The 21,060-nt window shown below is 63.5% G+C and carries 17 protein-coding genes; 10 read left to right on the forward strand and 7 right to left on the reverse strand.

All coding sequences use genetic code 11. The annotated features are described in order from the left end of the window. Positions 1-3 precede the first annotated feature (3 nt). Both JV241A_RS06690 and mnmC read right to left on the reverse strand, forming a co-directional pair. Positions 4-1,791, reverse strand: coding sequence for an N-acetylglutaminylglutamine amidotransferase (locus JV241A_RS06690; protein ID WP_134061662.1), 1,788 nt, complete (start codon positions 1,789-1,791; stop codon positions 4-6). Between the two features lie 150 nt (positions 1,792-1,941). Next, positions 1,942-3,957, reverse strand: coding sequence for a bifunctional tRNA (5-methylaminomethyl-2-thiouridine)(34)-methyltransferase MnmD/FAD-dependent 5-carboxymethylaminomethyl-2-thiouridine(34) oxidoreductase MnmC (gene mnmC / locus JV241A_RS06695; protein ID WP_115085809.1), 2,016 nt, complete (start codon positions 3,955-3,957; stop codon positions 1,942-1,944). Between the two features lie 135 nt (positions 3,958-4,092). Between mnmC and pap the strand changes: the two genes are divergently transcribed. Beyond that, entirely contained in the window at positions 4,093-5,586 is a 1,494-nt protein-coding gene (gene pap / locus JV241A_RS06700) for a polyphosphate:AMP phosphotransferase (RefSeq protein ID WP_115085810.1), read from the forward strand. Positions 5,587-5,796: 210 nt separating this feature from the next. After that, positions 5,797-6,753, forward strand: a complete 957-nt coding sequence (locus JV241A_RS06705; protein ID WP_134061664.1) for a DMT family transporter — start codon at positions 5,797-5,799, stop codon at positions 6,751-6,753. Between the two features lies 1 nt (position 6,754). Here the strand turns inward: JV241A_RS06705 and JV241A_RS06710 are convergent, their stop codons facing one another. Next, on the reverse strand, positions 6,755-8,149 hold the full coding sequence (locus JV241A_RS06710; protein WP_115085812.1) for a class II fumarate hydratase: 1,395 nt from the start codon (positions 8,147-8,149) through the stop codon (positions 6,755-6,757). Positions 8,150-8,305: 156 nt separating this feature from the next. Here JV241A_RS06710 and JV241A_RS06715 point away from each other — a divergent pair, with 156 nt between their 5' ends. From JV241A_RS06715 to JV241A_RS06745, 7 genes are all read left to right on the forward strand, one after another. Beyond that, positions 8,306-8,827, forward strand: a complete 522-nt coding sequence (locus JV241A_RS06715) for a DUF2059 domain-containing protein (protein ID WP_038994023.1) — start codon at positions 8,306-8,308, stop codon at positions 8,825-8,827. A 15-nt stretch (positions 8,828-8,842) separates the two neighbouring features. After that, the gene (locus JV241A_RS06720; protein WP_115085813.1) at positions 8,843-9,142 is read left to right on the forward strand and encodes a BolA family protein; all 300 of its coding nucleotides are present in this window, start codon (positions 8,843-8,845) and stop codon (positions 9,140-9,142) included. Between the two features lie 107 nt (positions 9,143-9,249). Next, positions 9,250-10,188 (forward strand): rhodanese-related sulfurtransferase, encoded by a 939-nt coding sequence (locus JV241A_RS06725; protein ID WP_115085814.1) that lies wholly within the window; start codon positions 9,250-9,252, stop codon positions 10,186-10,188. A gap of 3 nt (positions 10,189-10,191) precedes the next feature. Next, positions 10,192-10,824: a DsbA family protein gene (locus JV241A_RS06730; RefSeq protein ID WP_115085815.1), complete on the forward strand. Its 633-nt coding sequence runs from the start codon at positions 10,192-10,194 to the stop codon at positions 10,822-10,824. Beyond that, positions 10,817-12,649: an ABC transporter ATP-binding protein gene (locus JV241A_RS06735; RefSeq protein WP_115085816.1), complete on the forward strand. Its 1,833-nt coding sequence runs from the start codon at positions 10,817-10,819 to the stop codon at positions 12,647-12,649. The genes JV241A_RS06730 and JV241A_RS06735 overlap by 8 nt, the downstream gene beginning before the upstream one ends. 105 nt (positions 12,650-12,754) lie before the next feature. Beyond that, a complete protein-coding gene (locus tag JV241A_RS06740) occupies positions 12,755-15,211 on the forward strand; it encodes an EAL domain-containing protein (protein ID WP_115085817.1) in 2,457 nt (818 codons plus the stop codon). Positions 15,212-15,247: 36 nt separating this feature from the next. Next, positions 15,248-16,042: an iron-containing redox enzyme family protein gene (locus tag JV241A_RS06745; RefSeq protein WP_115085818.1), complete on the forward strand. Its 795-nt coding sequence runs from the start codon at positions 15,248-15,250 to the stop codon at positions 16,040-16,042. A gap of 2 nt (positions 16,043-16,044) precedes the next feature. Here the strand turns inward: JV241A_RS06745 and JV241A_RS06750 are convergent, their stop codons facing one another. The 4 genes from JV241A_RS06750 to JV241A_RS06765 form a co-directional block, all read right to left on the reverse strand. After that, on the reverse strand, positions 16,045-16,785 hold the full coding sequence (locus JV241A_RS06750; protein ID WP_010224149.1) for a YciK family oxidoreductase: 741 nt from the start codon (positions 16,783-16,785) through the stop codon (positions 16,045-16,047). 123 nt (positions 16,786-16,908) lie between these two features. Continuing rightward, on the reverse strand, positions 16,909-17,580 hold the full coding sequence (gene mupP / locus JV241A_RS06755) for an N-acetylmuramic acid 6-phosphate phosphatase MupP (RefSeq protein WP_115085819.1): 672 nt from the start codon (positions 17,578-17,580) through the stop codon (positions 16,909-16,911). A gap of 2 nt (positions 17,581-17,582) precedes the next feature. Then, positions 17,583-18,281 (reverse strand): bifunctional 2-polyprenyl-6-hydroxyphenol methylase/3-demethylubiquinol 3-O-methyltransferase UbiG, encoded by a 699-nt coding sequence (ubiG, locus tag JV241A_RS06760; RefSeq protein WP_115085820.1) that lies wholly within the window; start codon positions 18,279-18,281, stop codon positions 17,583-17,585. 61 nt (positions 18,282-18,342) lie between these two features. Then, positions 18,343-19,674: a TRZ/ATZ family hydrolase gene (locus JV241A_RS06765; RefSeq protein WP_134061666.1), complete on the reverse strand. Its 1,332-nt coding sequence runs from the start codon at positions 19,672-19,674 to the stop codon at positions 18,343-18,345. Positions 19,675-19,782: 108 nt separating this feature from the next. On the opposite strand from JV241A_RS06765, the gene mtnA reads away from it, so the two are divergent. Next, entirely contained in the window at positions 19,783-20,859 is a 1,077-nt protein-coding gene (gene mtnA / locus JV241A_RS06770) for an S-methyl-5-thioribose-1-phosphate isomerase (RefSeq protein WP_134061668.1), read from the forward strand. The last annotated feature ends 201 nt before the right edge of the window (positions 20,860-21,060 follow it).

The raw sequence follows: 21,060 nt of genomic DNA on the forward strand, positions 1-21,060 counted from the left end.
CGATCAGATTCCTTGTTCGCTGAGCCACAGGTTCAAGGCGGCCAGTTGCCAGAGCTTGGAGCCGCGCAGCGGCGTCAACTGACCATGGGGATCGCTGAGCAGGCGGTCGAGGGCGGCGGGGTTGAACAGGCCGCGGTCCTGGCTGGGATCGAGCAGCAGTTCACGCACCCAGTCCAGGGTTGCGCCCTGCAGGTGCTTGAGGCCCGGCACCGGGAAGTAGCCCTTTTTGCGGTCGATGACTTCGCTGGGGATGACCAGCCGCGCGGCTTCCTTGAGCACCTGCTTGCCGCCGTCGGGCAGCTTGAAGCGTGCCGGAATCCGCGCCGAGAGTTCGACCAGGCGGTAGTCGAGGAACGGCGTGCGCGCCTCCAGGCCCCAGGCCATGGTCATGTTGTCGACCCGTTTGACCGGGTCGTCGACCAGCATCACCGTGCTGTCCAGGCGCAGGGCTTTATCCACCGCATCGCTGGCCCCGGGCTGGGCGAAGTGCTGGCGGACGAAGTCGCCGGCAGCGTCGTGATCGAGCAGCCAGGACGGCTGCACGGTGGCGGCGTAGTCGTCGTAGCTGCGGTCGAAGAAGGCCTCGCGATAGGCCGCGAACGGATCGCGTGCGCCGTCGACCTGCGGGTACCAGTGATAACCGGCGAACAGCTCGTCGGCGCCCTGGCCGCTTTGCACCACTTTGCAGTGCTTGGCCACCTCCCGCGACAGCAGGTAGAAGGCAATGCAGTCGTGGCTGACCATCGGCTCGCTCATGGCGCGGAAAGCTGCCGGCAATTGCTCGATGACCTCCCGCTCGTCGATGCGCAACTGATGATGACGGGTGCCGTAATGGCGGGCGATCAGGTCGGAGTACTGGAACTCGTCGCCGCGTTCGCCGCCGGCATCCTCGAAGCCGATGGAGAAGGTCGACAGGTCGTCGACGCCGACCTCGCGCAGCAGGCCGACCAGCAGGCTCGAATCGACACCGCCGGAGAGCAGCACGCCGACATCCACGGCGGCGCGCTGACGAATCGCCACCGCCTCGCGGGTGCTGTCGAGTACACGATCGCGCCAGTCCTCCAGGCTCAGGTCCTGTTCATCGGTGCGCGGGCCGTAATGCAGTTGCCACCAGACCTGCTGCTCGCAGCGGCCCTGGGCGTCAATGCGCATCCAGCTGGCCGGTGGCAATTTCTCGACATTGGCCAGCAGGGTGCGCGGCGCCGGCACCACGGCGTGGAAGTTCAGGTAGTGGTTGAGCGCCAGCGGGTCGAGCACCGGGTTGATGTCGCCGCCTTTGAGCAGCGCTGGCAGGCTTGAGGCAAAGCGCAGGCGTTCGCCGGTGCGCGACAGGTACAGGGGTTTGACCCCGAGGCGGTCGCGGGCGAGGAACAGTTGCTGGCTGTCGCGCTCCCAGATCGCCAGGGCAAACATGCCGTTCAGGCGCGGCAGCAGGTCGGCGCCCCAGGCGTGATAACCCTTGAGCAGCACTTCGGTATCACCGTCCGAATAGAAGGCATAACCGAGGCTTTCCAGCTCGCTGCGCAGCTCGGGGAAGTTATAGATGGCACCGTTGAAGGCCAGCGCCAGGCCCAACGGATTATCGACCATGGGCTGGGCCGAGCCGTCGGACAGGTCCATGATTTTCAGTCGGCGATGGCCGAGGGCAATCGGCCCCTGGCTATAAAAGCCCCAGGCGTCGGGGCCGCGAGGTGCCAGGTGATGGGTGATCCGCTCGACTGCGGCGAGGTCCGCCGGGCGTGGTGGGTGGGCAACAGGGGTGAAACGAAACTCTCCAGCTAATCCGCACATAAGTCCTTACCGGTTTTGCCGTTGGGGAAAGTGCCCGAACCGCGGGCACATGGAAACTGACCGGTGCGGATAGCGAGAGTTTTAGATCAATCGGTTATAAGCTGTAGCTGCAAGCGACAAGCTTCAAGCTGCAAGAGGGCGCCGGGTCAATCAGCTTTTAGTGTGTGGCTTGCCGCTTGCCGCTGCTTTTTTCCCCCTGATCAACTCCCGCAACATGAAGCGATTCGGGTGGCAGGCTTCGGCCACCGCGCGGGGCACTGGCAGGGGGGCGTTGTCGGCCCAGGCGGCGATCAATTCGCCTGAAAGCGGCGCGGTGATCAGCCCGCGCGAACCATGGCCGCTGTTGATGAACAGGCCTTCGAGCCAGGGGCAGGGGGTGGCGGGAATTTGCCGGGCATCCCGGGCCAGTACCGCGTAGTCCTGGTTGAACTGCGCCTGGTCAGCCAGCGGGCCGACAATCGGCAAGTAGTCGGGGCTGGTGCAGCGAAAGGCGGCGCGCCCTTGCAGGGCATGCGGGTCGAGGCTGTGGGCACCCAGGCGTTCGGCCAGGTCGCTGGAGATCTCTTCGAGCAAGCCGAGGTTGCCGACGTGCTCGCCGGTGGTGGGCGTGAGGTCGGTGTTGTGGAAGTCGAAGCTGGCGCCGAGGGTGTGTTCACCGTTGCGTGGCGGTGCTACATAGCCGTCGGCGCAGACCACTGTGGCCAGCGCCTGGCTTTGCCCAGTGACCGGCAGGCGGGTGATCTGCCCGCGAATGCGCTTGAGCGGCAGGCCGGCGCAAGGCTCGAAACGCTGGATTTCGGCGGCTGTAGCCAGTATCACCAGCGGCGCGCTGGCCAGCAGTTTGTCGCTTTCCCAGGCCTGCCACTGGCCATCGGCCTTGCGCAGTTGCAGCACTTGATGATGGGGCAGCAAGGTGATGTTCGGGTGTTGCAGTTGCGCCTGGCACAGCGCCGGCGGATGCACCCAGCCGCCTTCGGGATAGAACAGCCCGCCGCTACCCAGGGCAACCCCGGCCAGTTGTTCAGCCTGCTCACGGTCCAGGCGTTGCAGCAATTGCGGATCGAAAGCCTCGGCCAGTTGTTGCTGGCGTTGGTCTTCCTTGGCGTCGAAGGCCAGTTGCAGTACCCCGCAGCCATCCCAATCCTGCCCGCGCTGCAGGCGTTCGAGCAGTCGCCGGGTGTAGCCGAAACCGCTGAGGATCAAGCGCGACAACGCCGTGCCGTGAGCGGACAACTTGAGGTACAGCACCCCTTGCGGGTTACCCGAGGCTTCTGCTGCCGGCGTTGCATGGCGTTCCAGCACCTTCACCTGCCAACCGCGGGCAGCAAGGCTGGCGGCGCTGGCGCAACCGGCAAGGCCGGCGCCGATCACCAGCGCCTGGCGCGGCCCGGGCACTGCGGGCGGGCGGGCAAACCACGGCGCGCTGGCGGGCGGCAGCGGTTGTTCGGCCGGCCAACCGTTGAAGGTGCCGCGCAGGATCTCCCATTTCTTGCCGATGCCAGGAATGCGCTTCATGGTAAAGCCCACGGCAATCAGGCCGCGGCGTACCCAGCCGGTACTGGTGAAGGTGCCGAGGGTGGCGGTGGGCGATGACAGCCGGCCGATCTGGGCGAACAATTCCGGGGTCCACATTTCCGGATTCTTGGCCGGGGCAAAACCGTCGAGAAACCAGGCGTCGACTTCGGCATCGAGCTGCGGCAATTGCTCCAGCACATCACCGATCATCAAGGTCAGGCGCACCCGGCCCTGTTCGAACTCGAACGGCTGGAAGCCTTCGTGCACCGCCACGTATTGGGCCAGCAACTGGCTGCTGAACGGCGCCAGCGCCGGCCACAGGGCCAGGGCGCGGCTGAGGTCGGCACGGGTCAGGGGGTATTTTTCGACGCTGATGAAATGCAGCCGCGCATCGGCTGGGGCGCACTCGGCAAACAGCTGCCAGGCGCAGAAGAAATTCAAGCCGGTGCCGAAGCCGGTTTCGCCGATCACCAGGCACTGGCCCGGCCCCAGCGCGCTGAAACGCTGGCGCAGATCGTTCTGGTCGATGAACACATGACGGGTTTCCTCCAGGCTCTGCTCCTTGGAGAAATAGATGTCGTCGTATTGGCGCGAGTGCGGTCGGCCCTGGTCATCCCAGTCGATCTGGGCGTATTGGGTTACTTCGGTCATGTTCGGCTCAGCATTGGCAAGAGGGCCATTTTAGCTGATCGGCGCCAGGCTGTTTGACCTGTGGCAGGCTTTGTTTTGTGCCGACAAAGGTTTCGACAATCCGCTAGTCTTGCTTATCCAAGTAGGGAGCCTGGTATGTTCGAATCCGCTGAAATTGGTCACGCCATCGACAAAGACACCTATGAAGCCGAGGTCCCGGCGCTGCGTGAAGCGCTGCTCGAGGCCCAGTTCGAACTCAAGCAGCAGGCGCGGTTCCCGGTGATCGTGCTGATCAACGGCATCGAAGGCGCGGGCAAGGGCGAGACGGTCAAGCTGCTCAATGAATGGATGGACCCGCGCCTGATCGAGGTGCGCACTTTCGACCAGCAGACCGACGAAGAACTCGCTCGCCCCCCCGCCTGGCGTTACTGGCGGGCGCTGCCGGCCAAGGGGCGGATGGGCGTGTTTTTCGGCAACTGGTACAGCCAGATGCTTCAGGGCCGGGTGCACGGCCAGTTCAAGGATGCCGTGCTCGACCAGGCTATCCGCGGCGCCGAGCGCCTGGAGGAGATGCTCTGCGATGAAGGTGCGCTGATCTTCAAGTTCTGGTTCCACCTGTCAAAGAAACAGATGAAAGCCCGGCTCAAGGCGCTCCAGGACGACCCGCTGCACAGCTGGCGGATCAGCCCGCTGGACTGGCAACAGTCGGAAACCTACGACCGTTTCGTGCGTTTTGGTGAGCGGGTGCTGCGGCAAACCAGCCGGGACTACGCGCCCTGGCATGTGATCGAAGGCGTCGATCCGCATTACCGCAGCCTGGCCGTGGGCAAAATTCTGCTGGAAGGGCTGCAGACCGCGCTCAAGGTCAATCATGCGCCGATTCACCAGGCCAACATCGCCCCGCTGGGCGAAAGCATCGACCAGCGCAGCTTGCTCGGCAGCCTCGACCTGAGTCTGCGTCTGGACAAGAACGACTACCAGGAACAACTGATTACCGAACAGGCACGCCTGGCCGGCTTGTTGCGTGACAAGCGCATGCGCCGGCATGCCTTGATTGCCGTGTTTGAGGGCAACGACGCGGCGGGCAAGGGCGGCGCCATTCGCCGGGTGGCGGCAGCGCTCGACCCACGCCAGTACCGCATCGTGCCGGTTGCCGCGCCCACCGACGAGGAGCGTGCGCAGCCGTACCTGTGGCGCTTCTGGCGGCATATTCCGGCGCGTGGCAAGTTCACCGTGTTCGACCGTTCCTGGTACGGCCGGGTGCTGGTCGAGCGGGTCGAAGGCTTTTGCAGCCAGGCCGACTGGATGCGCGCCTATGGCGAAATCAACGACTTTGAAGAACAGCTGAGCAACGCGGGTGTGGTGGTGGTGAAGTTCTGGTTGTCGATTGACGAGCAGACCCAGCTCGAACGCTTCCAGGAGCGCGAGCAGATCCCGTTCAAGCGCTTCAAGATCACCGAAGAAGACTGGCGCAACCGCGACAAGTGGGGGCAGTACGCAGAGGCGGTGGGCGACATGGTCGACCGGACCAGCACCGAGATCGCGCCCTGGACCCTGGTCGAGGCCAATGACAAGCGCTGGGCGCGGGTCAAGGTGTTGCGCACTATCAATGAGGCGCTGGAGGCGGCGTTCAAGAAGCACAAGAAATAGGACCTCATCGCTGGCAAGCCAGCTCCCACAGAAATGGTGCAAACCTGGCCTTGTGGGAGCCGGCCTTGCCGGCGATGGGGCGCGTAGCGGCCCCAGCAGGAACTCAGGGAATGAAGTACTGAATTCTTTTCCGCAATCGCGCCTGTCTCCCCATCAGCCCACCCCGTAGAATCCGGTTTCCCCCCCACCAAAGGGCTATCGAGGCTGGTTATGCATATTTCTTCCGGACGCTGGGTCTACGGTCTGTCCTTGTCACTGTTGACCGCCGTGCTCTGGGGCATCCTGCCGATCAAGCTCAAACAGGTGCTGCAGGTGATGGACCCGATCACCGTGACCTGGTTTCGCCTGCTGGTTTCCGGTGGTCTGCTGCTGGCCTGGCTGGCGGCGAGCAAGCGCCTGCCGTCGTTCAAAACCCTCGGGCGCAAGGGCTGGGGATTGGTATTGCTGGCCACCTGCGGCCTGGTCGGCAACTACGTCCTCTACCTGGTCGGGCTCAAGCTTCTCAGCCCCGGGACTGCGCAACTGGTGGTGCAAATGGGCCCGGTGCTGTTGCTGGTGGCCAGTGTGTTCCTGTTCAAGGAACGCTTCAGCCTGGGGCAGGGCATGGGCCTGGTGATCCTGCTGATGGGCTTCGGCCTGTTCTTCAATCAGCGCCTGGATGAGTTGCTCACCTCCCTGAGCGTCTACACCACCGGCGTGCTGACCATCCTGCTGGCGACCACCATCTGGGTGTTTTATGCGCTGAGCCAGAAGCAGCTATTGACGGTGTGGAATTCGGTGCAGGTGATGATGGTGATCTACCTGTTTTGCGCGGCGTTGCTGACGCCCTGGGTGCATCCGTCCGAGGCGCTGGAACTGAGCCCGCTGCAAGGCTGGCTGCTGCTCGCCTGCTGCCTGAACACCCTGGTGGCCTATGGCGCTTTTGCCGAAGCCCTGGCGCACTGGGAAGCCTCCAAGGTCAGTGCGACCTTGGCGATCACTCCGCTGATTACCTTTGTCGCGGTGGCCCTGGCAGCCTGGTTCTGGCCTGACTACGTGCACGCCGAGCAGATCAACACCCTGGGTTATATCGGTGCGCTGGTGGTGGTGCTGGGCTCGGTACTGACCGCCCTGGGCCCGTCGATCATGGCCGGCTGGCGGGCCAGGCGCGTACGCCTGGCCCGGTGACTCAGCCTTTGCCGCCCGGTTCGAGCATTTTTTCCGGGCGCACCCACTGGTCGAACTGCTCGTTGGTCAGGTAGCCCAGGGTCAGCGCCGCCTCGCGCAGGGTGGTGCCTTCGCTGTAGGCCTTCTTGGCGATTTCGGCGGCCTTGTCGTAGCCGATGTGCGGGTTGAGTGCGGTCACCAGCATCAGCCCGCGCTCCAGGTGCGCGGCCATCTGTTCGGGGTCCGGTTCGATGCCGGCAATGCAGTGCTGCTGGAAGTTACTGCAACCGTCAGCCAGCAGTTCGATGGACTGCAGCAGGTTGTGGATGATCACCGGCTTGAACACGTTCAATTGCAAGTGCCCCTGGCTTGCGGCAAAGCCGATCGCAGTGTCGTTGCCCAGCACCTGGCAGGCCAGCATCGACAGGGCCTCGCACTGGGTCGGGTTGACCTTGCCGGGCATGATCGAGCTGCCCGGCTCGTTGGCCGGCAGGCGTACTTCGGCAATGCCGCCGCGTGGCCCGGAGCCGAGCAGGCGCAGGTCGTTGGCCAGTTTCATCAGGGCCACGGCCAGGGTTTTCAGGCCGCCGGCGAGGGTGGTCAGCGGCTCATGGCCGGCGAGGGCTGCGAACTTGTTCGGCGCGGTAATAAAAGGCAGGCCGGAAAGGGCGGCAAGCTCTGCGGCGATGGCTTCGGCAAAACCGTGCGGGGCGTTCAACCCGGTGCCCACGGCGGTGCCGCCCTGGGCCAGCTCGCACACCGCCGGCAAGGCCGAGCGAATGGCGCGCTGGGCGTAGTCGAGCTGGGCGACATAAGCCGAGAGTTCCTGGCCGAAGGTGATCGGCGTGGCATCCATCATATGGGTGCGGCCGGTTTTCACCAGGTGTTGATGGCGCACTGCCAATTCGGCCAGCCCCGAAGACAGCTCGATGATCGCCGGCAGCAGCTTGTGCTGTACCGCCTGGGCAGCCGCGATGTGCATGGCGGTGGGGAAGCAGTCGTTGGAGCTCTGCGAGCGGTTGACGTGATCGTTGGGGTGCACTGGCGCTTTGCCGCCACGGCCCTTGCCGGCCAGTTCGTTGGCCCGACCGGCGATCACTTCGTTGACGTTCATGTTGCTTTGAGTGCCACTGCCGGTCTGCCAGACGACGAGTGGAAACTGGTCGTCCAGTTGCCCGTCGAGCACTTCGTCGGCGGCCTGTTCGATCAGTCGGGCGATATCCGCCGGAAGGTCTCCGTTGCGGTTGTTGACCCGGGCTGCGGCTTTTTTGATCAGTGCCAGGGCATGCAAAACCGCCAGCGGCATGCGCTCCTTGCCGATGGCAAAGTTGATCAGCGAGCGTTGCGTCTGGGCACCCCAGTAGGCCTGGTCAGGAACTTCGACCTGCCCCAGGCTGTCAGTTTCGATACGGCTCATGCTGCGCTCACTCCCTTGTGGTCTGAATTCGCAGTTTAGGTCCTTATTTGGCGTAGCGGTTCCATCGCACGTCGCCCTACTTGAGCACTGTGCCACTGTCGGCGCAGAATGCTCTACTCTGGGGTACTACCTCCTCTGTCTATTGAAGGAATTCCGATGACCCGTCTTCGCGCCCTCTGCACTGCTGTAGCGCTGGTCTGCGCCAGCGGCCAGGTGCTTGCAGATACCGCCAGTCACAACGCCAGTGCTGAAAAATTCCTCATGATGGCGCATGCCGACAAGCTCGGTACTCCGGTCTACATGCAGGTGCAGCAGATGTTTGCCCAGCGTTTCGAACAAACCAAGGCCCCAGCCTCGAAGAAATCCGTGCTCGACAGCTACCAGGCCAAGGCCAATGCCGCCCTGGACCAGGCCATCGGCTGGAACAAGCTCAAGCCGGACATGGTCAAGCTCTACACCAGCACTTTCACCGAAAGCGAACTGAAGGACCTGGTAGCCTTCTACCAGTCGCCACTGGGCAAGAAAGTCCTGGAAAAGATGCCGCAAGTGACCCAGCAATCGGCCCAGCTGACCCAGCAGAAACTGGAAAGCGCGGTACCGGTGGTCAACAAGCTGCTGGCTGACATGACCAAGGAACTCGACCCGAACGCCGGCAAGGCCGCGCCGGCCAAGAAGTAACGAGCGGAGCCTGACATGACCATGCAGCAACAGATCGAGCAAAGCCTGCAAGCGCTGGCACCTCAGCACCTGCAGGTGCTCGACGAAAGCCACATGCACAGCCGCGGTCAGCAGACCCACTACAAGGCCGTGCTGGTGAGCGAGCAGTTCGAGGGGCTGAACAGCGTCAAGCGCCACCAGAAAGTCTACGCCACCCTTGGCGACTTGATGGGCCAGTTCCATGCCCTGGCGCTGCACACCTACACGCCGCAGGAATGGCAAAAAGTAGGGGTCGCTCCGGCGTCGCCTACCTGTGCCGGTGGCAGCAAGCACTGATTTCCTCGCCAGGTTTTTGCTAGAATAAAAAACGCGCCGCTCGTCGGCGCGTTTTTTTTGTTATCCGGTCCGCCCTTTGCGAGGGTGACCACCTGGAGATTTACTGCATGTCCCAAGCTATCGTCGTCGCGGCGTTGTACAAATTCGTCACCCTGAAAGATTACGTCGAGCTGCGCGAACCGCTGCTCGAGGCCATGGAAAAGAATGGCGTCAAAGGCACCCTGCTGTTGGCCGAAGAAGGCATCAACGGCACCGTGTCGGCTTCCCGTGAAGGTATCGACGGCCTGCTGGCCTGGTTGCGCAGCGATGCGCGCCTGGTCGATATCGACCATAAAGAATCCTACTGCGACGAACAGCCGTTCTACCGCACCAAGGTCAAGCTCAAGAAAGAGATCGTCACCCTTGGCGTGCCGGGCGTGGACCCGAACCACAAGGTCGGCACCTACGTCGAACCCCAGGACTGGAACGCGCTGATCAGCGATCCTGAAGTGCTGCTGATCGACACCCGCAACGACTACGAAGTGGCGATCGGTACCTTCGAGGGTGCGATCGACCCGAAGACCACCACCTTCCGCGAGTTCCCCGAGTACATCAAGGCCAATTTCGACCCGGCCAAACACAAGAAAGTGGCGATGTTCTGCACCGGCGGCATCCGTTGCGAGAAAGCCTCCAGCTATATGCTCGGCGAGGGTTTTGAAGAGGTCTATCATCTTAAGGGCGGGATCCTCAAATACCTCGAAGAGGTGCCACAGGATGAAAGCCGCTGGCAGGGCGACTGCTTCGTGTTCGACAACCGGGTCACCGTGCGTCACGACCTGACCGAGGGCGATTACGACCAGTGCCATGCCTGCCGCACCCCGATCAGTGTGGAAGAACGTGCGTCCGAGCACTATTCGCCAGGCATCAGCTGTCCGCATTGCTGGGACAGCCTGAGCGAAAAGACCCGTCGCAGCGCCATTGACCGGCAGAAGCAGATCGAGCTGGCCAAGGCACGCAATCAGCCTCACCCGATCGGTCATAACTACCGCAAAGCTGCCGAGGCCTGATTGATGTCCGCACGCCTGCTCTATGTGATGGACCCGATGTGTTCCTGGTGCTGGGGCTTTGCTCCCGTCGCCGAGGCCCTGATCGCCCAGGCTCAGGCTGCGGGCGTGCCGACCCAGGTAGTGCTTGGCGGCCTGCGTTCCGGCAGCCGGGCGCTGGATGCCTCGACGCGCGGTTACATCCTCGATCATTGGCAGGCGGTGCACGACGCCACCGGGCAGGATTTTCAGTTCGAAGGTGCGCTGCCAGACGGTTTTGTCTACGACACCGAGCCTGCCTGCCGGGCCCTGGTCACCGCGCGCAGCCTTGACCCGCAGCGTGTCGGCGCTTTGCTCAAGCTGATCCAGCAAGCCTTCTACCAGCGTGGCGAAGATGTTACTCGCGCGCCGATGCTGGTGGAGCTCGCCGAGCAGGCCGGTTACGACCGCACAGCCTTTGCCGACGCCTTTACCAGCGCCGAACAACGCTCGGCCACGGCGGCAGACTTCACCTGGGTCCAGGACCTGGGCATCGCCGGTTTCCCGACCCTGCTGGCCGAGCGCAATGGCCAGCTGGCCTTGCTGACCAACGGCTACCAGACCCTCGAATCCCTCGAACCGCTGCTCGGCCGCTGGCTGAAGCAGGCCGCCTGTGCTTGACCTGCCGGGTTCACCCGACCCGGTACCAGGGCCGGGCCCTGTGCATGCTGATCGCTTGAGCTGGGCAGAAATCCGCCGCCTGGCCTTGCGTCATAAAAAAGCCCTGTGGATCGCCAATGGCGTGGCCGTGCTGGCGGCATTGTGCAGTGTGCCGATCCCCTTGCTGCTGCCGTTGCTGGTCGACGAAGTACTACTCGGCCATGGCGATGCCGCACTGAAGTGGATGAACCAGTTCCTGCCCGGTAACTGGCAGGTTGCTGCTGGCTACATCGGCCTGATGCTGCTGTTCACCCTGACCCTGCGCTGCGCCGCCCTGGCCTTCAACGTGGTGCAGGCCAAGCTGTTCGCGGGCCTGGCCAAGGACATCGTCTACCGCTTGCGCATTCGCCTGATCGAGCGCCTCAAGCGCATCTCCCTCAGCGAGTACGAGAGCCTCGGTAGCGGTACCGTGACCACCCACCTGGTCACCGACCTGGACACCCTCGACAAGTTTGTCGGCGAAACCCTCAGCCGCTTTCTGGTGGCCATGCTGACCCTGACCGGTACCGCGGCCATCCTGATGTGGATGCACTGGAAGCTGGCGCTGCTGATTCTGCTGTTCAACCCGTTGGTGATCTTCGCCACGGTGCAATTGGGCAAGCGGGTCAAGCACCTGAAGAAGCTGGAGAACGACAGCACCTCGCGCTTCACCCAGGCGCTGACCGAAACCCTCGATGCCATCCAGGAAATCCGCGCCAGTAACCGCCAGGGCTATTTCCTCGGTCGCCTCGGCCTGCGCGCCCAGGAGGTGCGTAACTACGCCGTCGCCTCGCAATGGAAAAGCGATGCCAGCGGGCGTGCCAGTGGCTTGCTGTTCCAGTTCGGTATCGATATTTTCCGCGCGGCGGCGATGCTCACGGTGCTGTTCTCCGATTTGTCGATCGGGCAGATGCTGGCGGTGTTCAGCTACCTGTGGTTCATGATCGGCCCGGTCGAGCAACTGCTGAACCTGCAATACGCCTATTACGCCGCCGGCGGCGCCCTGAGCCGGCTCAACGAGCTGCTGGCGCGTGCCGACGAGCCGCAGTATCCCGGCGGCATCGACCCGTTCAAGGGCCGCGACACCGTCGGCATCGAAGTGCAGGGTTTGCGCTTTGCCTACAACGACGAGCCGGTGCTCGATCAGCTCAACCTGTCGATCGCCCCGGGCGAGAAGGTCGCCATCGTCGGCGCCAGCGGCGGCGGCAAGAGCACCCTGGTGCAACTGCTGCTGGGCTTGTACAGCGCCCAGGCCGGGACCATCCGCTTTGGTGGCTCGACCCTGCAGGAAATCGGCCTGGAAACCCTGCGCGAGCATGTCGCGGTCGTGCTGCAGCACCCGTCACTGTTCAACGACACGGTGCGCGCCAACCTGACCATGGGCCGCGACTGCAGCGATGATGCCTGCTGGCAGGCGCTGAACATCGCCCAGCTCGACGCCACCATCGCCGCCTTGCCGCAAGGCCTGGACAGCGTGGTTGGCCGCTCCGGGGTGCGTTTGTCCGGTGGCCAGCGCCAGCGCCTGGCGATTGCGCGGATGGTCCTGGCCGAACCCAAGGTGGTGATCCTCGACGAGGCCACCTCGGCGCTGGACGCGGCCACCGAATACAACCTGCATCAGGCCCTGACCCGCTTTCTCAGCGCCCGTACCACCCTGATCATTGCCCATCGCCTATCTGCAGTGAAGCAGGCCGACCGGGTGCTGGTGTTCGACGGCGGCCATGTCGCCGAGGACGGCGATCACCAGCAACTGATCGCCGATGGTGGCTTGTACGCCAAGCTGTACGGCCATTTGCAACAGAGTTAGGGCAAATTGGTGTGCAAGTGAGAAAAGCTCTGCAGTATTAATGGCAAATAGCCTAGGCTGTGCTTTGGTAGGTGGGATTCATCCGGCTCTGTTGCAAGGGACCTCATGAAGCGAAAACGGACTCTCGAAGCGCCAAAGTTGTTGGGCATTATCTGGCCATTTGTTGCTGTGGTGCTGTTTCAGGCCTTGCTCGGGAGCATCAGCCTGTACGCGCTGTCGGCAGTGCGTGGTTATGTGGCGGGGGAGAGCCTGTGGTCCAAGGGCCAGAAAGACGCCATCTATTACCTCAACCAGTACGCTGACAGCCGCGACGAGGCGGCCTTTCAGAAGTATCGCAAGGCGATTGCCGTGCCCCAGGGCGGGCATGACCTGCGCGTGGCCCTCGACCTGCCGACCCCGGATATCGACGCCGCACGCCGTGGCATCCTCCAGGGCGGCAACCATCCCGACGACGTTTCCAGTGTGATCTGGCTGTACCTGAACTTTCATCAGGTCAGCTATATGCAGAAGGCCATCGAGCTGTGGGCGGTCGGTGACGGATTTTTGCGCCAGCTGGATGAAGTGGCCGAGCAGATGTACAGCGGTTTTCGTGCTGGCCGTGCCGATGCCCGTAGCGTCGCGGGCTGGAAGGCGCAGATTGCTTCGATCAACGATGCCGTGACCCCGGCTGCCCGGGCGTTCAGCGATGCCCTGGGTGAAGGGTCGCGGATGTTGCTGCGGGTATTGCTGGTCACCAACCTGGCCACTGCGCTGTTCCTGATTGCACTGGCCTGGATGCGTTCGAGCAAGCTGCTGGCTCAGCGCCAGGCCTTTGCCAATGCCCTCGAAGTGGAGAAGGAGCGGGCGCAGATCACCCTTGAGTCGATCGGCGATGGCGTCATCACCACCGATGTCGAAGGCTGCATCGCCTACATGAACCCGGCCGCCGAACAGTTGACCCACTGGCATGCGGCCCAGGCCCAGGGCTTGCCCTTGGCTGCGCTGTTCAGCCTGCTCGACGAGAATGCCGAAAAGGACAGCCTGACCCTGGTCGAGCGCGTGCTCGAAGGTGGCCTCAAGGGCGGCAGTGAACATACCAAGCTGATCCAGCGCCTGGACGGCAGCACCGTGTCGGTCACCCTGGTAGGTGCGCCGATCATGGCTGAGGGTAAGATCAGCGGCATCGTCCTGGTGCTGCACGACATGACCCAGGAGCGTCAGTACATCGCCAACCTGTCCTGGCAGGCGACCCACGACGCCCTGACCGGCCTGGCCAACCGCCGCGAATTCGAATACCGCCTGGAACTGGCGCTCAACGCCATGGCGCGCAAACCGGCGCGCCACTCCTTGATGTTCCTTGACCTGGACCAGTTCAAGCTGGTCAACGACACCTGCGGTCATGCCGCCGGCGATGAGTTGCTGCGGCATATCTGTGCTGTGCTCCAGGCCGGCCTACGCGAAGGCGACACCCTGGCGCGGCTGGGTGGTGACGAGTTCGGTATCCTTCTGGAGAACTGCCCCCAGGAGCAGGCCGAGCGCATTGCCGAGAGCCTGCGCCAGGCCGTGCAGAGCCTGCACTTCGTGTGGAAAGGGCGGCCGTTCATGACCACCGTCAGCCTGGGCCTGGTGCATATTGCCCAAGGGCCGACCACCCTCGAAGCCTCGCTGCGGGCCGCCGACATGGCTTGCTACATGGCCAAGGAGAAGGGCCGCAACCGCGTGCAGGTGTATCACGCCGATGACAGCGAGCTGTCCATGCGCTTTGGCGAGATGGCTTGGATCCAGCGCCTGCACGTGGCCCTGGAAGAAAACCGTTTCTGCCTCTATGCCCAGGAAATTGCCGCCCTTGGACCCCATGAAGGCGCCGGGCATATCGAGATCCTCCTGCGCCTGCACGACGAGGGCGGCCGCATCATCCTCCCTGACAGCTTCATTCCCGCCGCCGAGCGCTATGGCCTGATGACCGCGCTGGACCGCTGGGTGGTGCGCAGTGTGTTCAAGGTCATCCGCCAGTGCCTGGACGAACAGCGCGATGGCCCGTTGGCCATGTGCGCGATCAACCTGTCGGGCAGCAGCATCGGTGATGACAAGTTCCTCGAGTACCTGCAGCGGCTGTTCAGCGAGTTCGCCATCCCGCCGCACATGATTTGTTTCGAAATCACCGAAACCAGCGCGATCGCCAACCTCGGCAGTGCCATCCGCTTTATCAACGAGCTCAAGGGCCTAGGTTGCCGGTTCTCGCTGGATGACTTTTGCGCCGGTATGTCGTCGTTCGCTTATTTGAAGCATTTGCCTGTAGACTTTCTGAAAATCGACGGGAGTTTCGTCAAGGACATGCTCGATGACCCGATCAACCGGGCCATGGTCGAGGTGATCAATCACATCGGTCACGTGATGGGCAAACGCACCATCGCCGAGTTCGTCGAAACCCCGTTGATCGAGCAGGCCCTGCAGGAAATAGGCGTGGACTACGCCCAGGGATACCTGATCGAGCGGCCACAGGTGTTCACCTGTGACAGCTTGCAGCGCAAACGGATTGCTGCAAGGCCCCTGTTGTTCAAGGCGCCGGGGACCTTTCGCTGAGATCCACCGATAATCACAAGGAACAAGGAGCTGACAGTGATTGACGCGTTTATTCGTACTGGTCCATTGATGGACCCCAGCAGTTACCCGCTTTGGGCCCAGCAGTTGATCAAGGACTGCAGCGAGAGCAAGCGTCGGGTGGTGGAGCACGAGCTTTATCAACGCATGCGCGATGGCCGCCTCAGTGGCCGGACCATGCGCCAGTACCTGATCGGCGGTTGGCCGGTGGTCGAGCAGTTTTCCCTGTACATGGCCAAGAACCTCACCAAGACCCAGTACGCCCGCCACCCCGGCGAAGACATGGCGCGGCGCTGGCTGATGCGCAACATTCGCGTCGAACTCAACCATGCCGATTACTGGCTGTTCTGGGCCCAGGCCCATGGCGTCAGCCTCGAAGACCTGCAGGCGCAGGAAGTACCTAGCGAACTCAACGCCCTCAGCGACTGGTGCTGGCATACCTGCGCGACCGATTCGCTGGTGGTTGCCATTGCTGCCACCAACTACGCCATCGAAGGCGCAACCGGTGAGTGGTCGGCGGTGGTTTGCTCGACTGGCGTCTACGCCCAGGGCTTCCCGGAAGAAGGCCGCAAGCGCGCGATGAAGTGGCTGAAGATGCACGCCCAGTACGATGACGCACACCCTTGGGAGGCCTTGGAGATCGTCTGCACCCTGGCCGGCAATAACCCGTCGGTGGCGCTGCAAACCGAATTGCGTCGGGCCATCTGCAAGAGCTATGACTATATGTTCCTGTTCCTTGAGCGCTGCATGCAGCAAGAGCAGGAACAGCGCCAGCAGCCCGCCCGGGCCCGGGCGGAGCTGGCCGAGGGCTGAGCTTACTGGGCGTTGAACGCCTGGCCGTTGATGCCGGTGCTGTCTGGACCCATCAGGTACAGGTAGACCGGCATGATCTGCTCTGGCAGCGGATTGTTTTCCGGTGTTTCCGCAGGGTAGGCCTGGGCGCGCATGCTGGTACGGGTGGCGCCCGGGTTGACACTGTTGGCACGCACCGGCGCCACACCTTCAAGCTCGTCGGCGAGGGTCTGCATCAGGCCCTCGGTGGCGAACTTCGACACTCCATAGGCACCCCAGTAGGCCCGGCCTTTGCGCCCGACGCTGCTGGAGGTGAAGATCACCGAACCATCCGCCGACAGCTTGAGCAACGGCAGCAGGGTGCTGGTGAGCATGAACATGGCATTGACGTTGACCTGCATCACGCGCATGAAGTTGTCGCCCGAAAGCTGCTCCAGCGGCGTGCGCGGGCCGATGATCGAGGCGTTGTGCAGCAGGCCGTCGATATGGCCGAACTCGGCTTCGATCATCGCTGCCAGCTCGTCGTACTGATGTGGCAGGGCAGTCTCCAGGTTGAACGGGATGACCGCGGGTTTCGGGTGGCCGGCCGCTTCGATCTCGTCGTAGACCTGGCTCAGGTTGGCTTCGGTCTTGCCCAGCAGCAAGACGGTGGCGCCATGGGCGGCATAGCTCTTGGCCGCAGCCGCGCCGATGCCGCGACCGGCGCCGGTGACCAGGATGGTCCGGCCTTTGAGCAGGTCGGGGCGGGCAGAGTAATCGAACATGGGGTTACCTCTAGGTAGGTGATGGCTTCATCGCTGGCAAGCCAGCTCCCACAAGGTTGATGGTGGCCTGTGGGAGCCGGCCTTGCCGGCGATGCAAGGCAAAGCCTTGCCAGTACGAAGGTTTCAGCAGCCGCAAAGCGCGTTATCGAGCACCTTGCGCAGCTCCAGCGGATGATCGACCACGACATCCGCGCCCCAGTTGTTGGGGTTGTCATCTGGATGAATGTAGCCGTAGCGCACTGCCGCAGTGCGGGTGCCGGCATCGCGGCCCGACTCGATGTCGCGCAGGTCGTCGCCGACGAACAGCACGCTGGCCGGGTCCAGGTTGAGGGTCTTGCAGGCGAGGATCAGCGGCTCGGGGTCCGGCTTGCTGTTCTTCACGTGGTCCGGGCAGATCAACAGCGCCGAACGCTCGCTCAGGCCCAGCTGCTGCATGATCGGCTCGGCGAAACGCACCGGCTTGTTGGTGACCACGCCCCAGATCAGGTTGCTTTTCTCGATGTCGGCCAGCAGTTCGGCCATGCCGTCGTAAAGCTTGCTGTGCACCGCGCAACCTTGCTGGTAGCGCTCGAGGAATTCCAGGCGCAGAGCCTCGAAGCCTTCGGCTTCAGGGTCGAGGTTGAAGGTCACCGAGACCATGGCCTTGGCGCCGCCGGAGACCACGTCGCGGATTTTCTGGTCCTCGATGGCCGGTAGGCCGCGCTCGGCGAGCATGGCCTGGCAGATGGCGATGAAGTCCGGCGCCGTGTCGAGCAGGGTGCCGTCCATGTCGAAAAGTACCGCTCGCAAACGCATGCTTATTCCTCGCGCAGGGTCTGGATCATGTAGTTGACGTCAACGTCGTTGGCCAGCTTGTAGTGCTTGGTCAGCGGGTTGTAGGTCAGGCCGATGATGTCCTTGACGGTCAGGCCGGCGTCGCGGCTCCAGGCACCAAGTTCGGACGGGCGGATGAATTTCTTGAAGTCATGGGTGCCGCGCGGCAGCAGTTTCATGATGTATTCGGCGCCAATGATGGCGAACAGATAAGCCTTGGGGTTGCGGTTGATGGTCGAGAAGAACACCTGGCCACCCGGCTTGACCATGCGGAAGCAGGCGCGGATCACCGAGGACGGGTCTGGCACATGCTCGAGCATCTCAAGGCAGGTGACCACGTCGAACTGCTCGGGCAGCTCTTCGGCCAGGGCCTCGGCGGTGATCTGCCGGTACTCGACGTTGACCCCGGATTCGAGCTGGTGCAGTTGGGCCACGGCCAGTGGCGCTTCACCCATGTCGATGCCGGTGACGGTGGCGCCACGCAGGGCCATGGCTTCACTGAGGATGCCGCCGCCGCAGCCGACATCGAGGACCTTCTTGCCGGCCAGCTTGACCCGCTCGTCGATCCAGTTGACCCGCAGCGGGTTGATGTCGTGCAGCGGCTTGAACTCGCTCTCGCGGTCCCACCAGCGGTGGGCCAGGGCTTCGAACTTGGCGATTTCGGCGTGGTCGACGTTGCTCATGGAACAGTCCTCTGAAACTTGGATAATTTGCTCTTGCCCGCCAGCACTGGCTGCCGGGCGCTTATTCGTTGTGCTCGCCGATCCGCTGGCCCCAGGCGCAGGCGGTGGCGTGCAGGGCCTGTTCGTCCAGGCGGGTCAGGCACCGGTCGTCAAGCAGTGGCTTGCCGGCGACCCAGACGTGCTTCACGCAGTCCCGGCCGCTGGCGTAGATCAGTTGCGAAACCGGGTCATACACCGGCTGCTGGGCCAGGCCCGAAAGATCGAAGGCGACCAGGTCGGCAGCTTTGCCCAGCTCCAGCGAGCCGGTAATCGCCTCAAGGCCCAGGGCCCGGGCGCCGTTGAGGGTTGCCATGCGCAGCGCCCGATGGGCATCCAGGGCACTGGCCGAGCCGGCCACGGCCTTGGCCAGCAGGGCAGCGGTACGGGTTTCGCCGAGCAGGTCGAGGTCATTGTTGCTGGCCGCACCGTCGGTACCGACGGCAACGTTGACGCCGGCCTGCCACAAGCGCTCGACCGGGCAGAAGCCGCTGGCCAGCTTGAGGTTGGACTCCGGGCAGTGCACCACACTGGTGTTGCTTTCTACCAGCAGGGCCAGATCCTCGTCGCTGACCTGGGTCATGTGAACCGCCTGCAAGCGCGGGCCGAGCAAGCCGAGGCGGGCAAGCCGGGCCAGGGGGCGCTCGCCGCGGGTCTGCAGCGATTGCTCGACCTCGAAGGCGGTTTCATGGATGTGCATGTGGATCGGCGCGTCCAGCTCTTCGGCGATGACGCGGATCTTTTCAAGGTTGTCGTCGCTCACCGTGTACGGCGCATGCGGGCCCAGGGCCACGGTGATGCGCGGGTGGTGGCGCAGGTCGCCGAACAGCTCGATGCCCAGTTGCAGGGCTTCTTCGGTGCTGCGCGCGCCGGGGATCGGGAAATCCAGCAGGGGCACGGCGATCTGCGCACGGATGCCGCTGTGGTGCACGCGCTCGCTGGCCACCTTGGGGTAGAAATACATGTCGCTGAAGCAGGTGATGCCGCCCTTGACCTGCTCGGCGATGGCCAGGTCGGTACCATCACGGACGAAGTCTTCATCGACCCAGCGCCCTTCGGCCGGCCAGATGTGCTCTTCGAGCCAGGTCATCAGCGGCAAGTCATCGGCCAGGCCGCGGAACAGGGTCATCGCCGCATGGCCGTGGGCGTTGACCAGCCCCGGGCTGAGCAGGCAGCCCGGCAGTTCGCGGGTTTCGCCAGCGATGAACGCCTGGGCCTGGCTGCGCGGGCCGATGAACACGATCTGCCCGTCGCGGATGCCCAGGGCATGATCCTTCAAAACCACTCCGGCAGGTTCGACCGGCACCAGCCAGGTAGGCAGGAGCAGCAGGTCGAGCGGCGTAGCGGGTTTGGGCATGACAGGTTTCCCTGGGCGACTGAAGGTGAGGGCGAAGTATACCCGAGCGTCCGCGCCTGGGGCTCGCTATAATCGTCCGCTTTTGATGTCCGAATGATGGGGTGAGGCATGCGCGATCGACTAATGGCTGCAGAGAAGGTGAAAGCCATCGATTGGCGGGATGGCACCCTTTATCTGCTCGACCAGCGCGCGCTGCCGGGCACGCAGGTCTGGCTGGCCTGCAGCGATGCCGCCGCAGTGGCCGAGGCCATTCGTTCGATGGTGGTGCGCGGTGCGCCGGCCATTGGCATCAGCGCCGCCTATGGCCTGGCCCTGGCGATTCGTCAGCGCCTGGCCGCCGGTGGTGACTGGGAGATGGCCCTGGAAGAGGATTTCGAGCTGCTGGTGCATGCCCGGCCGACCGGCGCCAACCTGTTCTGGGCCCTGAACCGCATGCGCGAGCGCTTGCTGCGGCTCAAGGAAGGTGATGACGTGCTGGCCATCATGGAGGCCGAAGCCATGGCCATCCATGAAAGCGACCGCGAAGCCAACCTGACCATGGCACAGCTGGGTGTCGACCTGATCCGCAAGCACCAGGGTAACGAGCAGGCAGTCCTTACCCACGGCAATACCGGCGCCCTGGCCACCGGCGGCTTCGGCACTGCCCTCGGGGTGGTGCGCGCCGCTTACCTGGAGGGCATGATCGAGCGCGTCTATGTCGATGAAACCCGCCCGTGGCTACAGGGTTCGCGCCTGAGTGCCTGGGAACTGGCAGGCGAGGGCATCCCGGCAACCATTACCGCCGATTCCGCCGCCGCCCACCTGATGAAAACCAAAGGCATCACCTGGGTGATCGTCGGCGCCGACCGCATCACCGCCAATGGCGATGTGGCGAGCAAGATCGGCACCTACCAGCTGGCGGTCAATGCCATGCACCACGGCGTGCGTTTCATGGTCGTGGCGCCGAGTTCGAGCATCGACATGAACCTGGAGAGCGGCGACGACATCCTCCTCGAAGAGCGCAGCGCCAGCGAGTTGCTGGCGCTTGGCGGCGAGCCGCTGGGCGCTGCTTTCGAGGCGTTCAACCCGGTGTTCGACGTGACCCCGGCCGACCTGATCGACGTGATCATCACCGAGAAAGGCATCGTCGAGCGCCCGGACACGGTGAAGATGGCGCAACTGATGTGTCGCAAGCGTTTGCATTGAGACTTTGCCCCCGTCTGCGGCCTGCTGTAGCGGCTAGCGGGCGTTCTCGACGAGCAGTAGGGTAGTAGTGCCGCAGCCTACTCCCACCCTCTGGGCGATTGTGGTAACATCCGACGGTTTCCAAGGCTGCCCCGCGGGGCTGCCTTTACTGCGCAGATCCATGGCATAACTCGTTGATTTGTCGTAAGTCGTTGCAAGGAG

Origin of the sequence: Pseudomonas sp. JV241A (assembly GCF_900275665.1) — a bacterium.
Lineage (GTDB): Bacteria > Pseudomonadota > Gammaproteobacteria > Pseudomonadales > Pseudomonadaceae > Aquipseudomonas > Aquipseudomonas wadenswilerensis.

Bases quoted from the DNA above. Each gene is read 5' to 3' on its own strand.
- ubiG (WP_115085820.1), bottom strand. From the start codon at position 18,281: ATGAGCAACGTCGACCACGCCGAAATCGCCAAGTTCGAAGCCCTGGCC.
- JV241A_RS06710 (WP_115085812.1), bottom strand. From the start codon at position 8,149: ATGAGCCGTATCGAAACTGACAGCCTGGGGCAGGTCGAAGTTCCTGAC.
- JV241A_RS06750 (WP_010224149.1), bottom strand. From the start codon at position 16,785: ATGTTCGATTACTCTGCCCGCCCCGACCTGCTCAAAGGCCGGACCATC.
- pap (WP_115085810.1), top strand. From the start codon at position 4,093: ATGTTCGAATCCGCTGAAATTGGTCACGCCATCGACAAAGACACCTAT.
- JV241A_RS06740 (WP_115085817.1), top strand. From the start codon at position 12,755: ATGAAGCGAAAACGGACTCTCGAAGCGCCAAAGTTGTTGGGCATTATC.
- JV241A_RS06720 (WP_115085813.1), top strand. From the start codon at position 8,843: ATGACCATGCAGCAACAGATCGAGCAAAGCCTGCAAGCGCTGGCACCT.
- mupP (WP_115085819.1), bottom strand. From the start codon at position 17,580: ATGCGTTTGCGAGCGGTACTTTTCGACATGGACGGCACCCTGCTCGAC.
- JV241A_RS06765 (WP_134061666.1), bottom strand. From the start codon at position 19,674: ATGCCCAAACCCGCTACGCCGCTCGACCTGCTGCTCCTGCCTACCTGG.
- mtnA (WP_134061668.1), top strand. From the start codon at position 19,783: ATGCGCGATCGACTAATGGCTGCAGAGAAGGTGAAAGCCATCGATTGG.
- JV241A_RS06730 (WP_115085815.1), top strand. From the start codon at position 10,192: ATGTCCGCACGCCTGCTCTATGTGATGGACCCGATGTGTTCCTGGTGC.
- JV241A_RS06725 (WP_115085814.1), top strand. From the start codon at position 9,250: ATGTCCCAAGCTATCGTCGTCGCGGCGTTGTACAAATTCGTCACCCTG.
- JV241A_RS06705 (WP_134061664.1), top strand. From the start codon at position 5,797: ATGCATATTTCTTCCGGACGCTGGGTCTACGGTCTGTCCTTGTCACTG.
- JV241A_RS06690 (WP_134061662.1), bottom strand. From the start codon at position 1,791: ATGTGCGGATTAGCTGGAGAGTTTCGTTTCACCCCTGTTGCCCACCCA.
- mnmC (WP_115085809.1), bottom strand. From the start codon at position 3,957: ATGACCGAAGTAACCCAATACGCCCAGATCGACTGGGATGACCAGGGC.
- JV241A_RS06715 (WP_038994023.1), top strand. From the start codon at position 8,306: ATGACCCGTCTTCGCGCCCTCTGCACTGCTGTAGCGCTGGTCTGCGCC.